The 18,926-nt window shown below is 73.7% G+C and carries 19 protein-coding genes and 2 pseudogenes; 13 read left to right on the top strand and 8 right to left on the bottom strand.

Features of this window, described 5'->3' with window-relative positions; translation table 11 throughout:
- Nucleotides 1-63: 63 nt before the first annotated feature.
- Nucleotides 64-531 (bottom strand): ATP-binding protein, encoded by a 468-nt coding sequence (locus BMY40_RS06395; protein WP_093656806.1) that lies wholly within the window; start codon nucleotides 529-531, stop codon nucleotides 64-66.
- Nucleotides 532-706: 175 nt separating this feature from the next.
- Here BMY40_RS06395 and BMY40_RS06400 point away from each other — a divergent pair, with 175 nt between their 5' ends.
- From BMY40_RS06400 to BMY40_RS06415, 5 genes and pseudogenes are all read left to right on the top strand, one after another.
- A complete protein-coding gene (locus tag BMY40_RS06400; protein ID WP_093656331.1) occupies nucleotides 707-1,618 on the top strand; it encodes a helix-turn-helix domain-containing protein in 912 nt (303 codons plus the stop codon).
- Complete coding sequence (locus BMY40_RS28450; RefSeq protein WP_093656333.1) at nucleotides 1,581-1,709, top strand: DUF397 domain-containing protein; 129 nt, start codon at nucleotides 1,581-1,583, stop codon at nucleotides 1,707-1,709. The genes BMY40_RS06400 and BMY40_RS28450 overlap by 38 nt, the downstream gene beginning before the upstream one ends.
- Nucleotides 1,710-1,980: 271 nt before the next feature.
- Nucleotides 1,981-2,862, top strand: a pseudogene (locus BMY40_RS28455) (hypothetical protein); the annotation flags it as partial.
- A pseudogene (locus BMY40_RS06410) lies at nucleotides 2,819-3,019 on the top strand (DUF2201 family putative metallopeptidase); the annotation flags it as partial. The pseudogenes BMY40_RS28455 and BMY40_RS06410, both read left to right, overlap by 44 nt.
- Nucleotides 3,020-3,180: 161 nt before the next feature.
- Nucleotides 3,181-3,873, top strand: a complete 693-nt coding sequence (locus tag BMY40_RS06415; RefSeq protein ID WP_093656335.1) for a hypothetical protein — start codon at nucleotides 3,181-3,183, stop codon at nucleotides 3,871-3,873.
- Nucleotides 3,874-4,067: 194 nt separating this feature from the next.
- On the opposite strand, the gene BMY40_RS06425 is transcribed toward BMY40_RS06415, so the two are convergent.
- Nucleotides 4,068-5,096, bottom strand: a complete 1,029-nt coding sequence (locus tag BMY40_RS06425) for a LacI family DNA-binding transcriptional regulator (protein ID WP_093656339.1) — start codon at nucleotides 5,094-5,096, stop codon at nucleotides 4,068-4,070.
- A gap of 209 nt (nucleotides 5,097-5,305) precedes the next feature.
- Here BMY40_RS06425 and BMY40_RS27955 point away from each other — a divergent pair, with 209 nt between their 5' ends.
- From BMY40_RS27955 to BMY40_RS06445, 5 genes are all read left to right on the top strand, one after another.
- A complete protein-coding gene (locus BMY40_RS27955; protein ID WP_177213901.1) occupies nucleotides 5,306-5,464 on the top strand; it encodes a hypothetical protein in 159 nt (52 codons plus the stop codon).
- A 105-nt stretch (nucleotides 5,465-5,569) separates the two neighbouring features.
- On the top strand, nucleotides 5,570-6,118 hold the full coding sequence (locus BMY40_RS06430) for a GNAT family N-acetyltransferase (protein WP_093656808.1): 549 nt from the start codon (nucleotides 5,570-5,572) through the stop codon (nucleotides 6,116-6,118).
- Nucleotides 6,119-6,415: 297 nt separating this feature from the next.
- Nucleotides 6,416-8,518 (top strand): neutral/alkaline non-lysosomal ceramidase N-terminal domain-containing protein, encoded by a 2,103-nt coding sequence (locus tag BMY40_RS06435; protein ID WP_093656810.1) that lies wholly within the window; start codon nucleotides 6,416-6,418, stop codon nucleotides 8,516-8,518.
- A gap of 71 nt (nucleotides 8,519-8,589) precedes the next feature.
- Nucleotides 8,590-9,525: a helix-turn-helix transcriptional regulator gene (locus BMY40_RS06440; protein WP_245769894.1), complete on the top strand. Its 936-nt coding sequence runs from the start codon at nucleotides 8,590-8,592 to the stop codon at nucleotides 9,523-9,525.
- A gap of 76 nt (nucleotides 9,526-9,601) precedes the next feature.
- Nucleotides 9,602-10,498 (top strand): dioxygenase family protein, encoded by an 897-nt coding sequence (locus tag BMY40_RS06445; protein ID WP_093656341.1) that lies wholly within the window; start codon nucleotides 9,602-9,604, stop codon nucleotides 10,496-10,498.
- 96 nt (nucleotides 10,499-10,594) lie between these two features.
- Here the strand turns inward: BMY40_RS06445 and BMY40_RS06450 are convergent, their stop codons facing one another.
- The gene (locus tag BMY40_RS06450; RefSeq protein ID WP_093656343.1) at nucleotides 10,595-11,230 is read right to left on the bottom strand and encodes a hypothetical protein; all 636 of its coding nucleotides are present in this window, start codon (nucleotides 11,228-11,230) and stop codon (nucleotides 10,595-10,597) included.
- Between the two features lie 354 nt (nucleotides 11,231-11,584).
- Here BMY40_RS06450 and BMY40_RS27960 point away from each other — a divergent pair, with 354 nt between their 5' ends.
- Nucleotides 11,585-11,740, top strand: a complete 156-nt coding sequence (locus BMY40_RS27960; protein ID WP_177213902.1) for a hypothetical protein — start codon at nucleotides 11,585-11,587, stop codon at nucleotides 11,738-11,740.
- A gap of 53 nt (nucleotides 11,741-11,793) precedes the next feature.
- Here the strand turns inward: BMY40_RS27960 and BMY40_RS06455 are convergent, their stop codons facing one another.
- Nucleotides 11,794-12,927 carry a LysR family transcriptional regulator gene (locus BMY40_RS06455; RefSeq protein WP_245769896.1) on the bottom strand — a complete coding sequence of 378 codons (1,134 nt, stop codon included), beginning with the start codon at nucleotides 12,925-12,927 and terminating at the stop codon, nucleotides 11,794-11,796.
- 324 nt (nucleotides 12,928-13,251) lie between these two features.
- On the opposite strand from BMY40_RS06455, the gene snpA reads away from it, so the two are divergent.
- Nucleotides 13,252-13,908 (top strand): snapalysin, encoded by a 657-nt coding sequence (gene snpA, locus BMY40_RS06460; RefSeq protein WP_093656347.1) that lies wholly within the window; start codon nucleotides 13,252-13,254, stop codon nucleotides 13,906-13,908.
- 250 nt (nucleotides 13,909-14,158) lie between these two features.
- On the opposite strand, the gene BMY40_RS06465 is transcribed toward snpA, so the two are convergent.
- From BMY40_RS06465 to BMY40_RS06480, 4 genes are all read right to left on the bottom strand, one after another.
- The gene (locus BMY40_RS06465; protein ID WP_093656349.1) at nucleotides 14,159-15,169 is read right to left on the bottom strand and encodes a zinc-binding dehydrogenase; all 1,011 of its coding nucleotides are present in this window, start codon (nucleotides 15,167-15,169) and stop codon (nucleotides 14,159-14,161) included.
- Nucleotides 15,170-15,258: 89 nt separating this feature from the next.
- Nucleotides 15,259-16,290, bottom strand: coding sequence for a glutathione S-transferase family protein (locus tag BMY40_RS06470; protein WP_093656351.1), 1,032 nt, complete (start codon nucleotides 16,288-16,290; stop codon nucleotides 15,259-15,261).
- A 232-nt stretch (nucleotides 16,291-16,522) separates the two neighbouring features.
- Nucleotides 16,523-17,212 (bottom strand): FMN reductase, encoded by a 690-nt coding sequence (locus tag BMY40_RS06475; protein ID WP_093656353.1) that lies wholly within the window; start codon nucleotides 17,210-17,212, stop codon nucleotides 16,523-16,525.
- 122 nt (nucleotides 17,213-17,334) lie between these two features.
- A complete protein-coding gene (locus BMY40_RS06480) occupies nucleotides 17,335-18,444 on the bottom strand; it encodes an LLM class flavin-dependent oxidoreductase (RefSeq protein WP_093656355.1) in 1,110 nt (369 codons plus the stop codon).
- Nucleotides 18,445-18,708: 264 nt separating this feature from the next.
- Between BMY40_RS06480 and BMY40_RS06485 the strand changes: the two genes are divergently transcribed.
- Nucleotides 18,709-18,897: a hypothetical protein gene (locus tag BMY40_RS06485; protein ID WP_093656357.1), complete on the top strand. Its 189-nt coding sequence runs from the start codon at nucleotides 18,709-18,711 to the stop codon at nucleotides 18,895-18,897.
- The last annotated feature ends 29 nt before the right edge of the window (nucleotides 18,898-18,926 follow it).

Here is an 18,926-nt window from a genome sequence, read left to right on the forward strand (position 1 = left end):
ACGCATTCTCCACGGCACACCGGAAGGCGCCGGCAAACACCCCGGCACAACCGCCCGGTCCTATCAGTGGTCCAGGGCCGCCACCTCCGCCCAGACCGTCTTGCCGACGGGGTCGCGCGGGACCGCGCCCCAGCGGGTGGCGAGGATGTCCACCAGGAGCAGACCGCGCCCCGACTCGTCGTCGGCGGACGGTGAGGGCGGGGCGGCCGGAGGCCGGATTGGGGAGGCGTCCGAGACCTCGATACGGACCACGTCCCCTCGCGCTTCGAGCGCGAGACGGAAGCCGCGTCCGGGCACGCGGCCGTGCCGTACCGCGTTGGCGGCCAGCTCGCCGACCAGCAGGGAGACGGTGCACGAGAGGTCCGACGCGGCCGGCCACCCCCACTCCTCCATGCGCCGTACGGCGAGCTTCCGGGCGAGTCTCGCTCCCTTGCCGGATGACGTGAACCGCATTGTGAACAGCAGGGTTTCGGTGTTACCCGAATGTGCCGCGCCCGGCTGCGGTTCCTCGTCGGGCGTGGTCGTCGTCATCAGCACGGAGTCGTCCTTCGCTTCCTCGTTCGATCCGCAACGTAGGCGGATCATTACGTTCCGTGCTTAAGGATCGACCGGCGGGCCTAGGCTCGGAAGGGGATGAAGCCTTACCTTCCAGCCGGTAAGAAACGGAAGTGATGTTTTGGCCAAGGATGTTGATCCCGGGGCATCGATGGCGGCCCTGTTCGGTTCGCGGGTGCGCAGACTCCGCGTCGCCGCCGGGCTGACCCAGGCGGAACTGGGCGAGAAGGCGCATGTGGTCGCCAGCCGGATCACCCAGGTCGAGCGGGCCTCCGGGGCGAGACCGACGCTTGAGCTGGCGCGCACGCTGGACGACGCGCTCGGAGCGGACAACCTGCTGGTCGACCTGTGGCCGTACGTCTACCGCGAGACGTTCCCCGACTGGTCGCGCAGGTTCATCCACCTCTCGGAGCGGGCGGTGTTCATCAAGCAGTATGCGGCGCACGTGGTGCCCGGTCTTCTTCAGACCGAGGACTACGCACGAGCCGTACTGAGTCTCGACGTACTCCTCAAGAGCCGGGAGCAGTTGGAGGAGCGGATCGCCGCACGACTGGCGCGACAGGAACGGCTCCGGTCATCGGACCGCCCCGGCCTGTGGATCGTCCTGGACGAAGCGGTGCTGAGGCGTCCGATCGGCGACCGGTCCATCATGCGGGGCCAGTTGACCCGACTGTTGGAGGCCGCTCAGGAATTCCGCATCACCGTGCAGGTGTTGCCGTTCGGGCAGGGCGGGCACGAAGCGCTGGGCGGTTCGCTCACAGTGCTGGAACTCCCGGACGGCTCGGAGGTGGCCTACAAGGAGGGCGCCGATTTCGGCCAACTCATCGAGGAACCGTCCGAGGTCAAGCGCTACTCGGAGATCTACGATCGGCTGCGGGCGGCAGCCCTGCCCCCGCTCATGTCTCTTGACATGATCCGATCCGCGCTGGAGGACAACCGTGAAGCGAGTGTCCCGTCCCGATCTCAACGGCGCCGACTGGCGCAGGAGCAGCTACAGCAACCAGGCGGGTGGCGACTGCGTCGAGGTGGCCGACGGCTTCCCCGGCAGCGTCCCCGTCCGTGACAGCAAGGTCCCGCACGGGCCGGTGCTGGCATTCCCGCCCACTTCCTGGGCCTCCTTCATAAGCGAGTTGAAGGCCGACCGCCGCGCCTGAGCGATCCGAGGGCCGGTGCGCGTCGGCTCCCCGGGCCCGCCGGACCCTCGTCCACGAGGGTCCGGCGGGCCACGAACTCCCTTAAAGAACCGGGAGAAAGAACCTCCCACCCACCCACCCTTTCCCCTCGTCACCCGTACGGGTGACGAGCTTGCGGGTTTGAGAAGCGGGCGGTTACGTTCACCGCGACAATCGCAGACAAGTACGGCCCCCGGCCGGGACTGGCATCCCGATCGAGGGCCTGACCGATCAGGAAGAAGCGACCTTCCCAATGGCTGGCCCGCAGTTTAGCGCGCCCGAACGCGCCCGCGCCGGTGCACCGACATCCGGCGTGATTCACGTACGCACCCGCCTCACCACCGGTTTCACCGTCCTCGCCAACGCACTCGCCCAGCAGCCCGGCAGCGCGGTCACCATCGGGGTGGCGGCGTACATCGCCTCCCTGCCGGACGGCGCCCCGGTGAGCATCACCGCACTGTGCGAGCACTTCTCCGAAGGCGAGATCCTGATCTCCCGGGCCCTGCGGGAGCTGGAGGCGTCCGGGCACCTGGAGCGGCGGCGCGAGCGCGGGCCGGACGGCCGGGTCCGCACCCGCACCTACTTCCACGACGTACCGCCGGGCGACGACGACCCGGACCCGACCCCGCCGCCCGGCCGCCGGCGCCGTCCCGCGCCCGTCCGCGTACCTGTACCGGCTCCGCGTACGGCCTCCGGCCCGGCACCCCTGCCGTCTCACCCTGCACCGGCCACCGCTGCCCCGGACCCGCTCCCGGCCGTGGTGCGATCGCCGCAGGCGCCGCCTGCTCCGCTCGGCGAGGCCGATCCGCACGCGGTGCGGGTCCTGGCCTCCCTCCGCACCGTCGATCCCCGGCTGATCCTCTCCGAGAGCGAGGCCGCCCGGCTCGCCCCGGACGTGGCCCGGTGGCTCGCGGCGGGCGTGTCTCCCGCCCGGATCGCCGAGACGCTCACCGCCGGCCTGCCCGAACGGCTCCTGGCCCGCCCGGCCCGCATCCTGGCCTTCCGCCTGGGCGAGCCGCCCCTGCCCGCGCCCGCCTTGGCCCCGCCGCCCGCCAAGCCGGTAGTCCTGCCCCTCCAGACCTGCGACGGCTGCGAACGCGCCGTCCGCGCGGCCCCGCCCGGACGTGATCGTGGCCCTGACGGACGGCCAGACGCCGTGGCCCTCCGCCCAGCCGCCCTGCCGTACCGTGGTCGGTCTCTTCCCCCGTCCCGCCCGCGCGGTGGACGAGGAGAACCCCGACTACGTCCCGGACGCCCCGCCGCCCTGGGCGCGCGTCGTCACCATCGGCTGAGGGTCCGCCCGCGGTCCCCGGGAGGCGGCCTGCGAGCCGGCCGGGGACCGCTCCCGGGACCGGCCCGGTCCCTCCGGGCCGTACTCAGCGGCTCGAACCGGTGGCCGCGGGCGGGGCGGCCGCGTCCTGCCCCGTACGAAGGGCGGTGCAGAATGCGGGGCATGACGCACCCCGCGGTGGACTGGTCGCAGCTCAGGCACGCGTACGGACCGGCAGACGACATACCCGTCCTCTTCGACCGCCTCACCGGCGGCCGAGAGGACGAGAGGGTGTGGCACGACCTCTGGTCGGCGCTGTGCCACCAGGGCACGGTGTACGAGGCGAGCTACGCCGCCCTGCCGGCCCTCGCGGACATCGCGGCCGGCCGTGCACCCGGCGACCGGAGGCAGGCGGTGCTCATGGCGGGCCTGATCGTCGCCGAGGCCGACGCGGCGCAGCGTTCCCGCTACGCCTCCCGGATCGACGAGTTGGCGCCCGCGGCCCGTGCCTGCCTGGCCGAGGTCCCGGCCGGTGAACCGGAGACCTTCGTGTATCTCGCGCAGAGCCTGCTGGCGTTCGAGAACGTACCGGTCTGGTCTCAGCAACTCGACCTCCTCTTCGAGGAGTTCGAGACCGAGTGTCCCGAGTGCGGGGCGGCCGTCTGTGTTCTGCTGGGCGAGTACGCGGACGAGTGCGACGCCGAACTGCACCCGGCGAGTCCGGACGAACTGACCGGCATCGGCGCCCGGGTCCACGCCATGGCGCTTGGCGCCGGCCGGTGTGAGGTCGCGGACTGGGTGACCCGTCTCTTCGGGCATGCGACGTGCCCGGAGTGCGAGGCGAGGTTCGGCGTCTCCGAGAGCGTCACCGGCTAGATGCTCCGCCCACGAGCGTTGTCGACGCTCGTGGGCCTTGGTCATGCGAAGATCCCCGCTGTGGTGGAGCTGTCCAGGGCTGCACCGCAGAGAGGGCTTCGCGTCCCACCGTGGCACCCGGCTGACCGTGCACGGCAGGCGGCTGCTGGCCGAACGTGTCACATCCGGCAGCCTCCCGTACCGGCGCGGACGGGCTACAGGGGCGCGGTGTCGCGGGAGGGGGCGGCGGTGCTGGCGCGGACGGTCAGGGTGGGGTCGGGGGCGCGGCGGTGTTCGACGCGGTGACCGGCGGCGACGGCCTTGAGCCGGCGGGCGGCCAGGGCGCCGTAGGCGGCTATGTCGCGGCGCAGCGCGGTCAGACCGGGGTGGACCAGTTCGCACAGCGGCGAGTCGTCCCAGGCCACCAGGGAGATGTCGGCGGGGACGCGGGCGCCCAGGCTCTGCGCGGCGCTCAGGCCGGAGACGGCCATCACGTCGTTGTCGTAGAGGATCGCGGTGGGGCGGTCGTCGCTCTCCAGCAGTGCGCGGGTGGCGGCGCAGCCCTGTTCGCCGCTGTAGTCGGCCTCCACGCTCCGTCCGGTGACGCCGTGCTCGGCGGTGGCGGCGGCGAAGGCCTCGGTGCGGATGAGGGTGTGCCGCAGGACGGCGGGCCCGGTGACGTGGGCGATGGAGCGGTGCCCGAGGCCGGCGAGGTGGTCCACGGCGGTGCGCACCCCCGCCGCGTCGTCGCTCCACACGGCGGGCAGGCTTCCGGTGGCGACGGGGGAGCCGATCACCACGGCGGGCAGGCGCAGTTCCTCCAGGACGCGTATCCGGGGGTCGTCCACCCGCAGGTCGACCAGGAAGACGCCGTCGACCTTGCGCTGCGCCCACCAGGCGCGGTAGGTGGCCGTCTCGGCGTCGGCGTCGGGCGCGACGGTGAACAGCAGGGAGGTGCCGTCCCCGGACAACTCGCTCTGGATGCCGGAGACCAGTTGCATGAAGAACGGCTCCATGCCCAGGGATCGGGCCGGGCGGTCCACCACCAGTCCGAAGGCGCCGGCCCTGCCGTCGGACAGGGCCCTGGCCGCGCTGTTGGGCTGCCAGCCCAGCTCCTCCGCGATGGCGAGCACCCTGGCCCGGGTCGCCTCCGACACTCCCGGGCGGCCGTTGAGCGCGAAGGACACCGCGCTCTTGGTCACCCCCGCACGGCGGGCGATGTCCACCATCGTGGGACGCTTCAACGCTTCTCCCTCCCGCCCGCGGTCACCGGCGAACCGGGACTCATCCTAGAGCGGCCCGCTCACGCCCGGAACACCGTTCCGAAGGCCGCGGGGCGGCCTTGGGAGGGCCCACACATCACCCGCGCCCGCCGGGGTAGGAGGCGAAGAGGACAACCGAGCGCAAAGGGCGCAGCTCGCCACGGCGGGCACACGTGAACGCTGGAGGAACCGTGCCGGGCATTCTGAGCAAGATCGCCATGTTCTCCCGAACCCCGCAGGGCCGCCGACTGACCGCGAAGGCCAAGAGGGTCGCCTCCGACCCCCGCAAGCGGGCCGAGGCCAAGCGCGCCCTGGGCAGGCTGCGCGGGCGCGGGTCCGGGCACCGCTGAGGCGCCCCGCCCCTGCCTTCCCCGAGCATCGCCGCCCGCCGCCGTGCCTCCACGGCGGCGGGCGGCGGCGTGTGCTGCCAGGATGAGGGCATGGTCGAGATCGGCATGGGCGGCACCGGCGGGATCGCACTCGTTCACACGGCGGATCTGGACGCCTCCGTCCGGGCGGCGGCGCGCTCCCTGCTGGACGAGGTGTTCGAGGGGGACATGACCGACCAGGACTGGGAGCACGCCCTGGGCGGTGTGCACGCGCTGGCCTGGGAGGGTTCGGAGCTGGTGGGCCACGCCTCGCTGGTGCAGCGGCGGTTGCTGCACGGCGGCCGGGCGCTGCGCACCGGCTATGTGGAGGGGGTCGGGGTCCGCGCCGACCGGCGCGGGCACGGGTACGGGGCGGCGCTGATGGGGGCGCTGGAGCGGGTGGTGCGCGGCGCGTACGACCTGGGGGCGCTGGCCTCCAGCGACGAGGCGCTGGGCTTCTACGCGGCGCGCGGCTGGCTGCTGTGGCAGGGGCCCACCTCGGCGCTCACCCCTTCGGGCACCGTGCGTACGGAGGAGGACGACGGGTGCGTCCACGTCCTGCCGGTGACCGGTGGTGCGGCCCTGGACCTGTCCGGTGAGCTGGTCTGCGACTGGCGCGAGGGCGACCTCTGGTAGCCGGCCGGCTCCGCCCGGCGGCTCCGGGTGCCTGGCGCGGCCCGCGCGGGAGGCCGCCGGACTCCGGCCGGAGCGGCTGCGGGCGCCCTCGGCCGTCCGGCGGCGATCCTCCGCAGACGGATTGTCTGCGGATGCCATGGGTGTCATGCTCACAACACCTGTCGGTAAACCGGCGGTAACCCCCTACAGCACCGTGAGGAGCCGCACGTGAGCGATTCCCGATCCCAGCGGCGCACACCGTCCGGCGACACCCCGGACGGACCGTACACACCGGCCGCACCGGGCGCGTCCGCCCGCATGCCGGGCAGCAGCCGCCGCAGCCTCCTGCGCGCCACCGCCGCGACGGCCGGGCTCGGCCTCGCCGGGCTCCCGACGGCCGCGGTCCACGCCGCCGAAGGCACCTCCGCCCTCCGCACCCCGGCCGCCACCGGGCAGACCGGCGGTGCGGGAGCCGGCTCCTATCTGGTGGGCCGCGGCATCGCGGACGCCACCGGCGAGGTGGCCGAGGTCGGCATGATGGGCTACGGGCGCACCGACCAGCAGGCCCAGGGCCTGCACAACCGGCTGCGGGCCCGCGCCTTCGTCATCGCCGACCGGGCCCCGGACGGCAGCGCCGGGGAGCGGGTGGCCCTCGTCGTGGTCGACTCCCCCATGATCTTCTCCAGCGTGCACCAGGCGGTGCTGCGCGCCCTGGACGAGCGGTACGGCGGCCTCTACAACGCCCGCAACACCATGATCACCGCCACCCACACCCACGCCGGGCCGGGCGGCTACTCCCACCACCTGCTCTACAACATCACCACGCTCGGCTTCCACGCCAAGACCTTCGACGCGGTCGTACGCGGCATCACGGAGGCCGTCGGCCGGGCCCACGCCGATCTGGCACCCGCCGAACTCTCCCTCTCCCGAGGGGAGTTGCGCGGCGCCAGCATCAACCGGTCCCGCGCCGCCTTCGACCGCAACCCGGCCGACGTCAAGGCGCACTTCCCCGACGCGACCGACCCGCTCACCACACTGCTGCGGATCGAGCGGCAGGGACGGCTGGTGGGCGCGGTCAACTGGTTCGCCACCCACTGCACCAGCATGTCCGGCGACAACCGGCTCGTCAGCGCCGACAACAAGGGCTACGCCGCCTACCACTGGGAGCGCGAGGTGGCGGGCGCGGACTACCTGGCCGGCGACGCACCCGAGGTGATCGCCGCCTTCGCGCAGACCAACGCCGGCGACATGTCCCCCAACCTCGACCTGGAGCCGCCGACCACGCCGGAGGACTTCGAGCGCACCCGCGCCAACGGGCTGCGCCAGTACGAGGCGGCGGCACGGCAGTTGGAGCGTCCCGGCACCCGGCTGTCCGGCGGCGTGGACTCCCGGCTGGTGTACGTGGACCTCTCCGACGTCACCGTGGAACCGGAGTTCACCGGAGACGGGCGCACCCACAGGACCGCCAAGCCCGCGGTCGGCGCGGCCATGGCGGCGGGCAGCACGGAGGACGGGCCGGCCTTCCCCGGCTTCTCCGAGGGCGAGAACCCCTTCTGGGACGCCGTCTCCCACTCGGTGGTCTACACCGTCTCGCCGGAGCTGCGCGACGCCCACGCGCCCAAGGCGATCGCCGTGCCCATCGGGGAGATGAACCGGATCTACCCGTGGGTGCAGGAGATCGTGCCCGTACAGCTGGTGCGGATCGGCCGCCTGTACCTGATCGGCGTCCCCGGCGAGGTCACCATCGCGGCGGGGCTGCGGCTGCGCCGCACCGTCGCGGAGGTCACCGGCGCCGGGCTGGACGACGTGCTGGTGGCGGGCTACGCCAACTCCTACTTCCACTACCTCACCACCCCCGAGGAGTACGACGCCCAGCACTACGAGGGCGGCAGCACCCTCTTCGGCCGCTGGCAACTGCCCGCGGTCCAGCAGGTATCGGCGGAGCTGGCCCGCGCGATGCGCGACGGGCGGGCGCTGCCGACCGGCCCGGAGCCGCCCGACCTGTCCGCCGCGCCGCTCGCCCTCCAGCCGCCGATCGTGCTGGACGCCCCGCAGATCGGGCGCTCGTTCGGGGACGTGCTGACCCAGCCGCGCGAGAGCTACCGGTCCGGCGAGCGGGTCACGGCCGTGTTCGCCGGGGCCCACCCCGGCAACGACCTGCACCGGGGCAGCACCTATCTGCGGGTGGAGCGGTACGAGGGCGGGGTGTGGCGCACGGTCGCCGACGACGGCGACTGGTCGACGGCCTTCCGGTGGGAGCGCGACGGGATCGCCGCCTCGAAGGTGACCGTCACCTGGGACGTGCCCGCCGGGACCGAACCCGGCCGCTACCGCGTCCGCTACCACGGTGACGCCAAACCCCTGGTGGGCGGCGCCCGTTCCTTCTCCGGCACCACGCGCACGTTCACCGTACTGGCCTGATCCCTCCCCGGCGGCCGGGCGGCCCGCACTATGCTCCACCGGGCCGCCCGGCCGCCGAGGGGGTGGGGTGAGTGACGTACGACCCGGTACCGCTGCACCGGCTGGAGGTGCCCGCGCCGAACGAACTGCCGTTCGCCATCGGCTCCTTCGACACCATCGGCCCGCTGTCACGCGCCGCCTTCCCGCACCGGCACGTCTTCCACGAGATCGTGTACGTCACCAGCGGCCGCGGCACGCACGTGGTGGACGCGGTGCCGTGGCGGCTGAGCCCGCCGAACCTCTGCGCGGTCGCCCCCGGGCAGGTGCACCACTGGCGCGGGGTCTCGGGCCTGAACGGCTGGGTGGTGCTGTTCACCGACGACTTCCTGCTGGAGCACCCGGAGGACCGCGAGACGCTGCGGGCCCTGCGGGAGCGGCCGTGGCTGCGGCCACCGCGCGACGAGGCGGTCCGGCTCTCGGCGCTGCTGCGGGAGATGGACCGGGAGTACCGCGGCCGGGGCGGGGGCTTCGTCTCCGTCCTCCAGTCCTATCTGCACGTCCTCCTCGTCCGCGCGAGCCGGCTGTCCGGCGGCGGTACACCCACTCCGGCGGCCGGGCGGACGGGTGGAACGGCCCGGGACTTCGGCCGGCTGCTGGAGGAGTCGGAGGCGGGGCGGCTGTCGGTGCGCGAGTGCGCGGCACGGCTGGGCGTGTCGGTCGGTCACCTGAACGAGACGGTCAAGCGGGCCACCGGGCGCACCCCGGGGCAACTCCTGCGGCGGGCAAGGGTGCTGGAGGCCAAGCGGCTGCTGACGGGGACGGGGATGACCGTGGGCCAGGTGGCCCGGCACACGGGCTTCGCCGATCCGGCGTACTTCTGCCGGTTCTTCCGCCGGGAGACCGGTGTCAGCCCCGGCGCCTTCCGCCGCGGAGCCGGGGAGGGCGGCGGGGCGGGCGCGGACGGAGGGGTGGACGGGGATCGCGGGGCGGACCGGGGCCGGACCGGATCGAATCACCACGAACGCTGAATCCTGTCCATCGTCTCGCCCCGGACATCCGCATAGGTTCAGACCTGCTCGCGAAAGGTCCATACCACCTTCCCCGATGCCAGGAGAGACCGTGGAAGACCACACCACCCCCCACTCCGGGACCGGAGCCGGAGACGGAGCCGGATCCGGCTCCGGGCCGCGCCCCGGACGCTCCGCCCCCATCAGCCGCAAGAGCGTGCTCAAGGGAGCGCTGCTGGCCGCTCCCCTGCCGCTGCTCGTCGGCGGCGCGCCGGCCCTGGCCCGCACCCTGCGGCCGTCGTCCGCCGGGGAACCGCTCCCGCTCACCCCGTACTGCGACGACGGGGACGATCCCACGCCCCCGCAGATGGAGGGCCCCTACTTCAGGCCGAACTCACCGCGCCGCACCTCGCTCGTCGACGCGGGCACCCAGGGCACACGGCTGACCGTCAGCGGGTACGTGTTCGGCCGGTCCTGCCGGCCGCTCCCGGACGTACTGCTGGACTTCTGGCAGGCGGACGCGGGCGGCGCCTACGACAACACCGGTTACCGGTTCCGCGGCCACCAGTACACCGACTCGCGGGGGGCGTTCGAACTCACCACGATCGTCCCCGGGCTGTATCCGGGCCGCACCCGGCACATCCACGTCAAGGCGCAGGCCCCGGGCCGCCCCGTGCTCACCACCCAGCTCTACTTCCCGGGCGAGCCGCGCAACGGCACCGACGCGATCTTCGACCCCGCGCTGCTGATGAACGTGCGGACGGTCGGCTCGGCGAAGGAGGCGACGTTCGACTTCGTCCTCGACGTCTCCCAGACGCCCCCGCCCACCACCCCGCCCCCGGACGGCCCCGGCGACACCTGGCGCGCGGGGGTGGGCTACAGGGCCGGCGACCGGGTGGAGTACGGCGGCGCCTCCTACACATGCCTCCAGGCGCATCTGTCCCAGGCCGGCTGGGAACCGCCGAACACCCCGGCCCTGTGGCGGCGGGCCTGATCCCCGGCCCCTGAGCCCCGGCCCGCGACCCCGGCCCCGCACCGGCTCCGTCCCGGCACCGCCGTGGCGGCCGACCGGCCGCAAGCGCGATCGCGGTCAGTCGGCCGCCACGGCCTCGGCGTCCGGGCCGCGGTGGGAACCGAGGCAGGCCAGGAGTCCGGCGCGGTGCAGTTCGGCGATCGGCGACATCAGGTCGGGGTGGCGCAGCAGGGGCGCGGCCTGCCGGTCGAGCCCGTCGGGAGCGGCCAGCCTGCGGAAGTCGACCGCCAGCCCCCGCGCGTGCTCGCTGCGCAGGGCGCCGGCCACCGCCGCCTCCACCAGATCCGGCGAGGTCAGCAGGCAGGCCGCCCAACTGGCGAGGACCTCGTCCACCCAGGTGCGCCAGGCACTCCCCGTCTCGCCGGGCTCACGGGGCACGGGGATCCACGGCAGACCGGCGGACGCACCGCCGGGGTCGCCGGGACCACCGGGGTCGCCGGGGTCGCCGGGACCGGCCGGCTCCGGGGCCGCCGCGCCGGTGATCCGGTCCAGCCGCAGGGCGCCGCCCGGGCCGGCGACCGCCACCAGCGCGGCGTCCAGCAGCGTCGGATAGCGCAGCCAGGCCGCGACCGTGACCGCCTGGCGCGCCTGCGCCTCGGCCAGGGACGCGCTGAGCGCACCGCCGGCGGTCGGGTAGGAGCGGACCAGCCACCGGGTGGTGGCGGCTATGACGGAGGAGAGATCAGCAGACACCTTGGTCCCGCATTTCGGAAGGGCGGATTCCGGTATTCGGTGACTCGATGGTAGCGAGCCCCGCACGGACTGCCGGGGTGAGTTGCGACACCGGGGGCCCGGCGGCGCGGAGAACACCCGGCCGGGAGGCGGGCGGGGGCGGATCGCGCGGAGAGGGTCTCGTCACAGGCCGTGCGCCGGGCTACGGTGGCGTGTGACAGCCGCGTCCTCCCGGTGGTGACCGCACCGGCGGCGCGGGCGGACCCGGCGGGACACGGCGGAAGGGGAACTGCCGTTGAACTGCACCACATGCGGAGCCACCGTGATCCAGGGCCCCGACGGGCGCTGGTCCTGCGGCAACTGCGGAGCGACCGGATGACCCCATCGCACTCCGACGTCCCGGCGCCCGACGTGGCCGTGATGCACTGCGCGCAGTGCGGCTGGGCCGTCCAGGAGGGGCCGCGCGGCGGCTATGTGTGCACCCAGTGCTTCCACACCGTCGAGCCGCCGCTGGGCTTCCGCGGAGGCTGACCCCGGCGGTCCGCCGCACACACCTCACCCCGCCCGCCCCACCCGGCCACTCCTCATCCGCGCGCCCGGGGTACGCGCGGCACGGCGGTGTGCTGAGCGGTGCGCCGCGCGGCGCGGAGCTGGCCCGCCACCGCGGCCAGGACGTGCTCCGGCGATGCGTCCGGCAGGCCGTCTCCGGCGTCCGCGTGACCGGGCAGTTCGGCGGCGGACGGCCCGAGGCCGCCCTCCGGCGGGGGGAGCAGCGGGCTGCCGTGGCGCAGCAGCCACCAGCGGTAGGCGGGGCTGGCCCAGGCGACCTCGGCGTAGGCGGCCATGAGGTCGGCGCACAGGCCCCCGACCTCCGCCGCCGGCGGACTGTCGGAGCGGCAGGCCAGTAACAGCCTTACCGCCAGCGGGTCGCCGCGCAGCGGGCGGATGACCATTCCCTGGCGCTGCTGCGAGACGGGCTGGCACACGCTCACCGCCTCGCCCCCGGCGATCAGCGCCGCGGCGGTGGTGTTGTCGGGCACGTGGACCATGCGCGGGTTCAGTCCGGCGGTCGCGAAGGCGCGGCGCGTGGCGGCCCACTCGCCGTCCGCCGTGAAGTCGACGATCCACTGGTCGTCGGCGAGGTCGGCCATGTCGACCACCCGGCGGCCCGCCTGGGGGTGGGTCTCGGGCAGGGCGATGAACTGCGGTTCCCTGGCGACCAGGACGTGCTGTTCCACTCCCGGGGGAAAGCGCAGCGGGAAACCCTCCGGCTCGTGGACGAACGCCACGTCCACCTGCCCGTCGGCGACCGTCTGGAGCAGCGAGTTGGCGGAGACGTCGATGTGGATCCCGGTCTCGGCACCGGGGTAGCGGGCCCGGAGCCTGCGCATCCACCCGGCCACGGCACGGCTGGCCGTGCTTCCGATCCGCAGCCGCGCGCCTCCGGCCAGTGCCGCCGCGCTCCTCGCCTCGCTCACCAGGGCCGCCATGTCCGCGACGATCGGACGTGCGCGGCAGAGTACGGACCGTCCCAGTGCCGTGGGGCGGCTGCCCGTGCGCTCCCGGGTGAACAGCCGTCCCCCGATGGCGTTCTCGATACGGCGCAGCTGCGTGGTCAGGGAGGGCTGGCTCATGCCCAGGCTCAGCGCCGCCTTGCGGACGCTGCCGGCGTCGGCGATGGCGCACAGCACGCGCAGATGCCTCACGTCGAGCTCCACTCCTGGAGGATAACGACGCCCCAACGGGCGGCACCAGCCGTCCAAACGCCGCCGAAACGGCATGCCCGGCGTTCCCGGCGCACGACTTCGGCCGTTCTCGGACGGGACTCCTCCGGCAGGGCTCCTCCGGCCGGCCTCCGGGGAGGGCGGGCGGCGGGGGACCGGGCGGTGCGATCACGGGTGATAACGCGGCGCTATCGCCGGTTGGCATCATCCCGGCGGCGCGGAGGTCGAACACAATCCTGACTGACCGAAGTTCCTCCGCCGGACCCGGCCCCCTCAGGTTCCGCACCCGGGTTCACCGACGAGAAGGAGACCCCCCACATGAAGTCCTCCAGAGCGGCCCTGGCCGCGGCGCTCGGCCTGGGCATGTCCCTGAGCCTGGCCGCGGTGCCGGCCTCCGCGGCCCCCGCCCCGGCCGACCGGCTCCCCGCCTCGATCGCCGCGTACTCCGGCTCCCCCGCCGACCAGGCCAACACCAGGGCCTTCTTCGAGGCCGTGATGGAGTCCGCGCTCTCCAAGCAGCAGGCCACCGGGGCGCAGGCCGTCACGGTCGTCTACGACGCCAGCCGGGCGCCCTCGTTCGCCACCGAGATATCCCGCAGCGCCCAGATCTGGAACTCCTCGGTCAGCAACGTGCGCCTGGTGTCGGGCAGCAACGCCGACTTCCGCTACTACGAGGGCAACGACTCGCGCGGCTCCTACGCCAGCACCGACGGCCGCGGCAACGGCTACATCTTCCTGGACTACCGGCAGAACCAGGTCTACAACTCCACCCGCGTCACCTCGCACGAGACCGGCCATGTGCTGGGCCTGCGGGACAACTACTCCGGGCCGTGCAGCGAGTTGATGTCCGGCGGCGGCCCCGGCCCGTCGTGCACCAACGCCTACCCCAACGCCGCCGAGCGCAGCCGGGTCAACCAGATCTGGGCGTACGGCCTGAGCGCCTTCCAGAAGGAGTCCGCCGCCAAGGCCCGCTGACGGCAGGGCGGTCGTCCGGTGCGCCGGCTCACCGGACGACCGCCGATCGGCGCGGCCGCCCGCCGGCCCGGCGTTTCCTCCCCCCACGGACGCCGGTCCGGCGGCCTTTCTCCGGCGCCGGGCAGGAGAGTCGATACCCTGCCCGGCGCCGGCGCCCACCGTTCGCACAGCCGGCACCGTCGGCACAGCCCGTACAACCGCCGGACCGTACGACCGTCGGGCCGCAAGCAGCCCCACCACCGTCGCCGCCTCAGGGCCGCAGGATCAGCCGGACCGGATTGCCCTCCTTGCGCAGCAGCCGGTCCACCGCCTCCTGTGCCTCCGCCAGCGGCAGCACCCCGCTGACCGACCGCGAGAAGTCCAGCCGGCCCCGCCGCACCAGTTCGACGAGCTGCACCACGTGCTCGTCGGAGGAGCCGTAGTGGCCCAGCACCTGCTGCTGGAAGTAGCTGAAGGCGGTGCCGTCGCTGATGGTCAGCGGCTTGTCGGTGAGGCCGACCAGGACCAGCCTGCCGCCCGGCCCCAGGCAGCGCACAGCCTGCTCCCGCACCGCCGGCACCCCGGCGAAGTCGAACGCGGCGGCCAGCCCGGCCCCGCCGGTCTCCCCCCGCACCCGGGCGGCCAGCTCGGGGTCGTCCGACGAGAAGGCCATGTCGGCGCCGAATGCCAGGGCCCGCTCGCGCGCCTCCGGCAGGGGGTCCACCGCGATGATCGGCGCGGCACCGACCAGGCGCAGCAGTTGCACGCCGTGCACGCCCAGACCGCCCGCGCCCCAGACGCCGGCCGGACGCGCGGGCTCGGCGCGGGCGGTGGCGGTGATGGCGGCCCACGGGGTGGACACGGCGTCCGGGATGATCGCGGCCTGCTCGAAGGGCAGTTCGTCGGGGATCTCCACCAGCGTCGACTCCGCCGCCACCGCGTACTCGGCCCAGCCGCCGTCGTAGTCCACGCCGCGGGTCCACACCACCCCGTCCCGCTCCTCCCCGGCCTGGAGCAGAACGCGCTGCCCCGGCCGCCACCGGGTCACGCCCGCGCCCGGTTCGGCGACGACGCCCGCGACCTCGTGGCCGAGGGTGACGGTGTCCCCGCGCAGGTACAGCGGGGTGAGGGTGCCGTCGATCAGGTGCACGTCCGACAGGCAGACCCCCGCGGCCTCGACCTTGACCAGCACCTCTCCCGGCCCCGGCCTCGGGGTGGGCACCTCCTCCACGAAGAAGGAGCGCGTCTTCACGTTCAGCCGTCCGGCGAGCACGGTGACCACCTGTCTCCCACATCGGTGCCTGTGATCGTCCCCCCGTCCGGGCCGGGGTACCCGCGCAGGGCGCGGGGAACGCGGCCCGGCGCCCGGTTTCACGCCCCGCCGGTGCCGGCCCGGCCCGGGGCCGGGATCTCCTCCGCCGCGGGCGGCGGACCGGGCGGGGTCCCGTCGCCGAAGGGCCGCCCGCCCAGTTCCTCGCGGTGGTGCGGGGTCAGCCACCCGGACAGGTCCGGGCCGAGCGGCACGATCTGGGTGGGGTTGATGTCGGTGTGCACCTGGTAGTAGTGGCGCTTGATGTGGTCGAAGTCGACCGTGTCGCCGAAGCCGGGGGTCTGGAAGAGGTCGCGGGCGTAGGCCCACAGCACCGGGTCCTCGGTCAGCTTGTTGCGGTTGCACTTGAAGTGGTTGTGGTAGACGGCGTCGAAGCGCACCAGGGTGGTGAACAGCCGCACGTCGGCCTCGGTGATGGTGTCCCCCACCAGGTAGCGGCGGCCGGCCAGGCGCTCGGAGAGCCGGTCCCAGCAGGCGAACAGGTTCCGGTAGGCGCGCTCGTAGGCCCGCTCGCTCTTGGCGAACCCGGCCAGGTACACGCCGTTGTTCAGGTTGCGGTAGACGTCCTCCATCACCTCGTCGATCTCGTCGCGCAGCGGCTCGGGGTACAGGTCGGGCGCGCCGTCGCGGTGCAGCGCGGTCCACTCGGTTGCCAGGTCGAGCGTGATGCGCGGGTAGTCATTGGTGACGAGCACGCCGCTGGGGACGTCGACGATCGCCGGGACGCTGACGCCGCCGTCGTAGCCGGGCTCGCGGGCGGCGTACGCCTCGCCGAGGAAGGCGATGCCCAGCACCGGGTCCCTGCCGTCCGGGTCCAGGGTGAAGCGCCAGCTCCGCTCGTCCTGCAGGGGGTCGGCGACCGCCAGGGAGATCGCGTCCTCCAGGCCGAGCAGCCGCCGCACCACCAGGGCGCGGCTCGCCCAGGGGCAGGCCCGGCTGACCACCAGCCGGTACCGTCCGGCCTCGACCGGCCAGCCGTCGGCGCCGTCGGCCGTGATGCGGTCCGTGAAGTGGCTCGGGGACCTCTTGTACTCGGCTGTCGTGCTGCCGGGGTTGCCGACGCTGGTCGTCATGGGGCCGTCTTCCTCTCGGGCTCTCGGTCTCTCGGGCTCTCGGTCTCTCGGGCGTCCCGGCCGTCCGGCTCCCGGCGGCGGGGCGCGGGAACGGGACGCCTACCCGCTCCGCGCCCCGGCACCCGTACGGCCCGCGGCCCCCGTACCTCCGGCGGCCCCCGTCAGCTCCCGCCGGCCGCGGCCCGCGCCGCCCCGGGCGGACGCGGCTGGCGGAGCCGGTCGGCGGGCGGTGTCAGTCGAGGCCGAGGGCGGCCAGATGCCGGGCGAAGGGGACGACGGTCTCGGTCCCTCCGGCCCCTTCTGCCCCGTCGGCTTCCTCCTCCCCGCCGGTCTCTCCCGTCCCGCGGGCCTCATCCGTCCCGCCGGACCTCGGCCGGCCGCCGACCAGCTCGGCCAGCTCCCGCGCCGCCCGGCCGATCCGGGCGGACAGCTCGCCCACCCTCTCGTCCACGCCGCCCCAGTCCTCGGAGGCGGCGTAGACGGCGGTGGGGACGGTGACCGCCCGCAGGTAGGCGAACATCGGGCGCATGGCGTGCTCGATGACCAGGGAGTGGCGCGGGGTGCCGCCGGTGGCGGCCATGAGGACCGGCTTGCCGTGCAGCGCGGTGTTGTCGAGGACGTCGAAGAAGGACTTGAACAGACCGCTGTAGGAGGCGGTGAAGACCGGGGTGACCGCTATCAGGCCGTCGGCCCCGGTCACGGCCTCGACCGCCTCGGCCAGGGCGGGGCCGGGGAAGCCGGTGACCAGGTTGTGGGCGATGTCGGTGGCCAGGTCGCGCAGCTCCACCACCCGCACCTCGACCGGGCGTTCCCCGCCTTCCAGTTGCCGCCTGGTCGCCTCCGCCAAACGGTCGGCGAGCAGGCGGGTGGACGAGGGGCGGCCGAGGCCGGCCGAGACGGCCGTGATCCGGATGGGTTCCATGGTGCTTCTCCTGCGCGGGTGGTGTCCGGTGTGCCCGGTGTGCCCGGTGGGTTCCGGTCCGGGGCCCGGGGTCTGAGGCCCGGAGTCCGGACCCCGGGGTCCGGTGGGATGTGGCGTCGGGGTCAGGCCGTGGCGCCGGGGGCTCCGGCGGCGGCTCCGGCCTCGCGGCGGGCGACGAGGGAGGCGTGCGTGGGGGCGTCCGGCACCTGCGCGGGGCGCCTGGCGGCGAACTCCTCGCGCAGCACGGGCACGACCTCCTCGCCGAGCATGTCGATCTGCTCCAGCACGGTCTTCAGCGGCAGTCCGGCGTGGTCCATCAGGAAGAGCTGGCGCTGGTAGTCGCCGGCGTAGTCGCGGAAGGCGAGGGTCTTCTCGACGACCTGCTGCGGGCTGCCCACCGTCAGCGGGGTCTGCTCGGTGAAGTCCTCCAGTGACGGCCCGTGCCCGTAGACGGGCGCGTTGTCGAAGTAGGGGCGGAACTCGCGGACGGCGTCCTGGGAGTTGCGCCGCATGAACACCTGGCCGCCGAGGCCGACGATCGCCTGCTCGGCGGTGCCGTGGCCGTAGTGGGCGTAGCGCTCCCGGTACAGGGAGACCATGCGCTGGGTGTGCTCCTTGTTCCAGAAGATGTTGTTGTGGAAGAAGCCGTCGCCGTAGTAGGCGGCCTGCTCGGCGATCTCCGGGGAGCGGATGGAGCCGTGCCAGACGAACGGCGGGACGCCGTCGAGCGGGCGCGGGGTGGAGGTGAAGCCCTGCAGGGGGGTGCGGAAGCGGCCCTGCCAGTCCACCACGTCCTCGCGCCACAGCTTGTGCAGCAGCGCGTAGTTCTCGATGGCCAGCGGGATGCCCTGGCGGATGTCCTGCCCGAACCAGGGGTAGACCGGCCCGGTGTTGCCTCGGCCCAGCATCACGTCCACACGCCCGTCGGCCAGGTGCTGGAGCATCGCGAAGTCCTCCGCGATCTTGACCGGGTCGTTGGTGGTGATCAGGGTCGTGGAGGTGGACAGGATCAGGCGCTCGGTGCGGGCGGCGATCCAGCCGAGCATGGTCGTCGGCGAGGACGGCACGAAGGGCGGGTTGTGGTGCTCGCCGGTCGCGAAGACGTCCAGGCCCACCTCCTCGGCCTTGAGCGCGATGGCGACCATGGCCTTGATGCGCTCGTGCTCGGTGGGCGTCCGGCCCGTGGTCGGGTCCGGGGTGACGTCGCCCACGGTGAAGATTCCGAACTGCACTGCGCTCACATCCCAATGGTTGATTGTTCAATCACTTTGTCGAACAGGCGGATGTCCCTCCCTATTCCTGCCGCTCCCCACCGAGGAGGCATGGACACCCGCGGCGGGGGAACCGCGTAGCGCGGAATCCCACAACGGGCTTCCCACCCGCGGTGGCCGCCGGGCCACGGACGGGCGGCGGTCCGCCGCCGACCGCGCACACGGCCCGTACGGCCCGCACGGGCAGCCCGTACGCAGCCCGTACGAGGCAGGGAGCGAGGCACCATGTTCAAACGCCGTCGCAAGGAAGAGCGGCAGGAGAAGGACCAGCGGCTCAGGCAGGTCGCCAAGGAGCACGTCCGCCACCTGTCCGGCGAGACCGCCAAGGGACGGGTCGATCCGGCCACGACCGAGCGCACCGGACAGGAGAAGGGCACCTCCGGCACCTCCGACGAGGGCGACACCTCTCGCTGAGGACGGCTCCGGCCGGACGCGGTGGGGCC

It is taken from the genome of Streptomyces radiopugnans (genome assembly GCF_900110735.1).
Lineage (GTDB): Bacteria > Actinomycetota > Actinomycetes > Streptomycetales > Streptomycetaceae > Streptomyces > Streptomyces radiopugnans.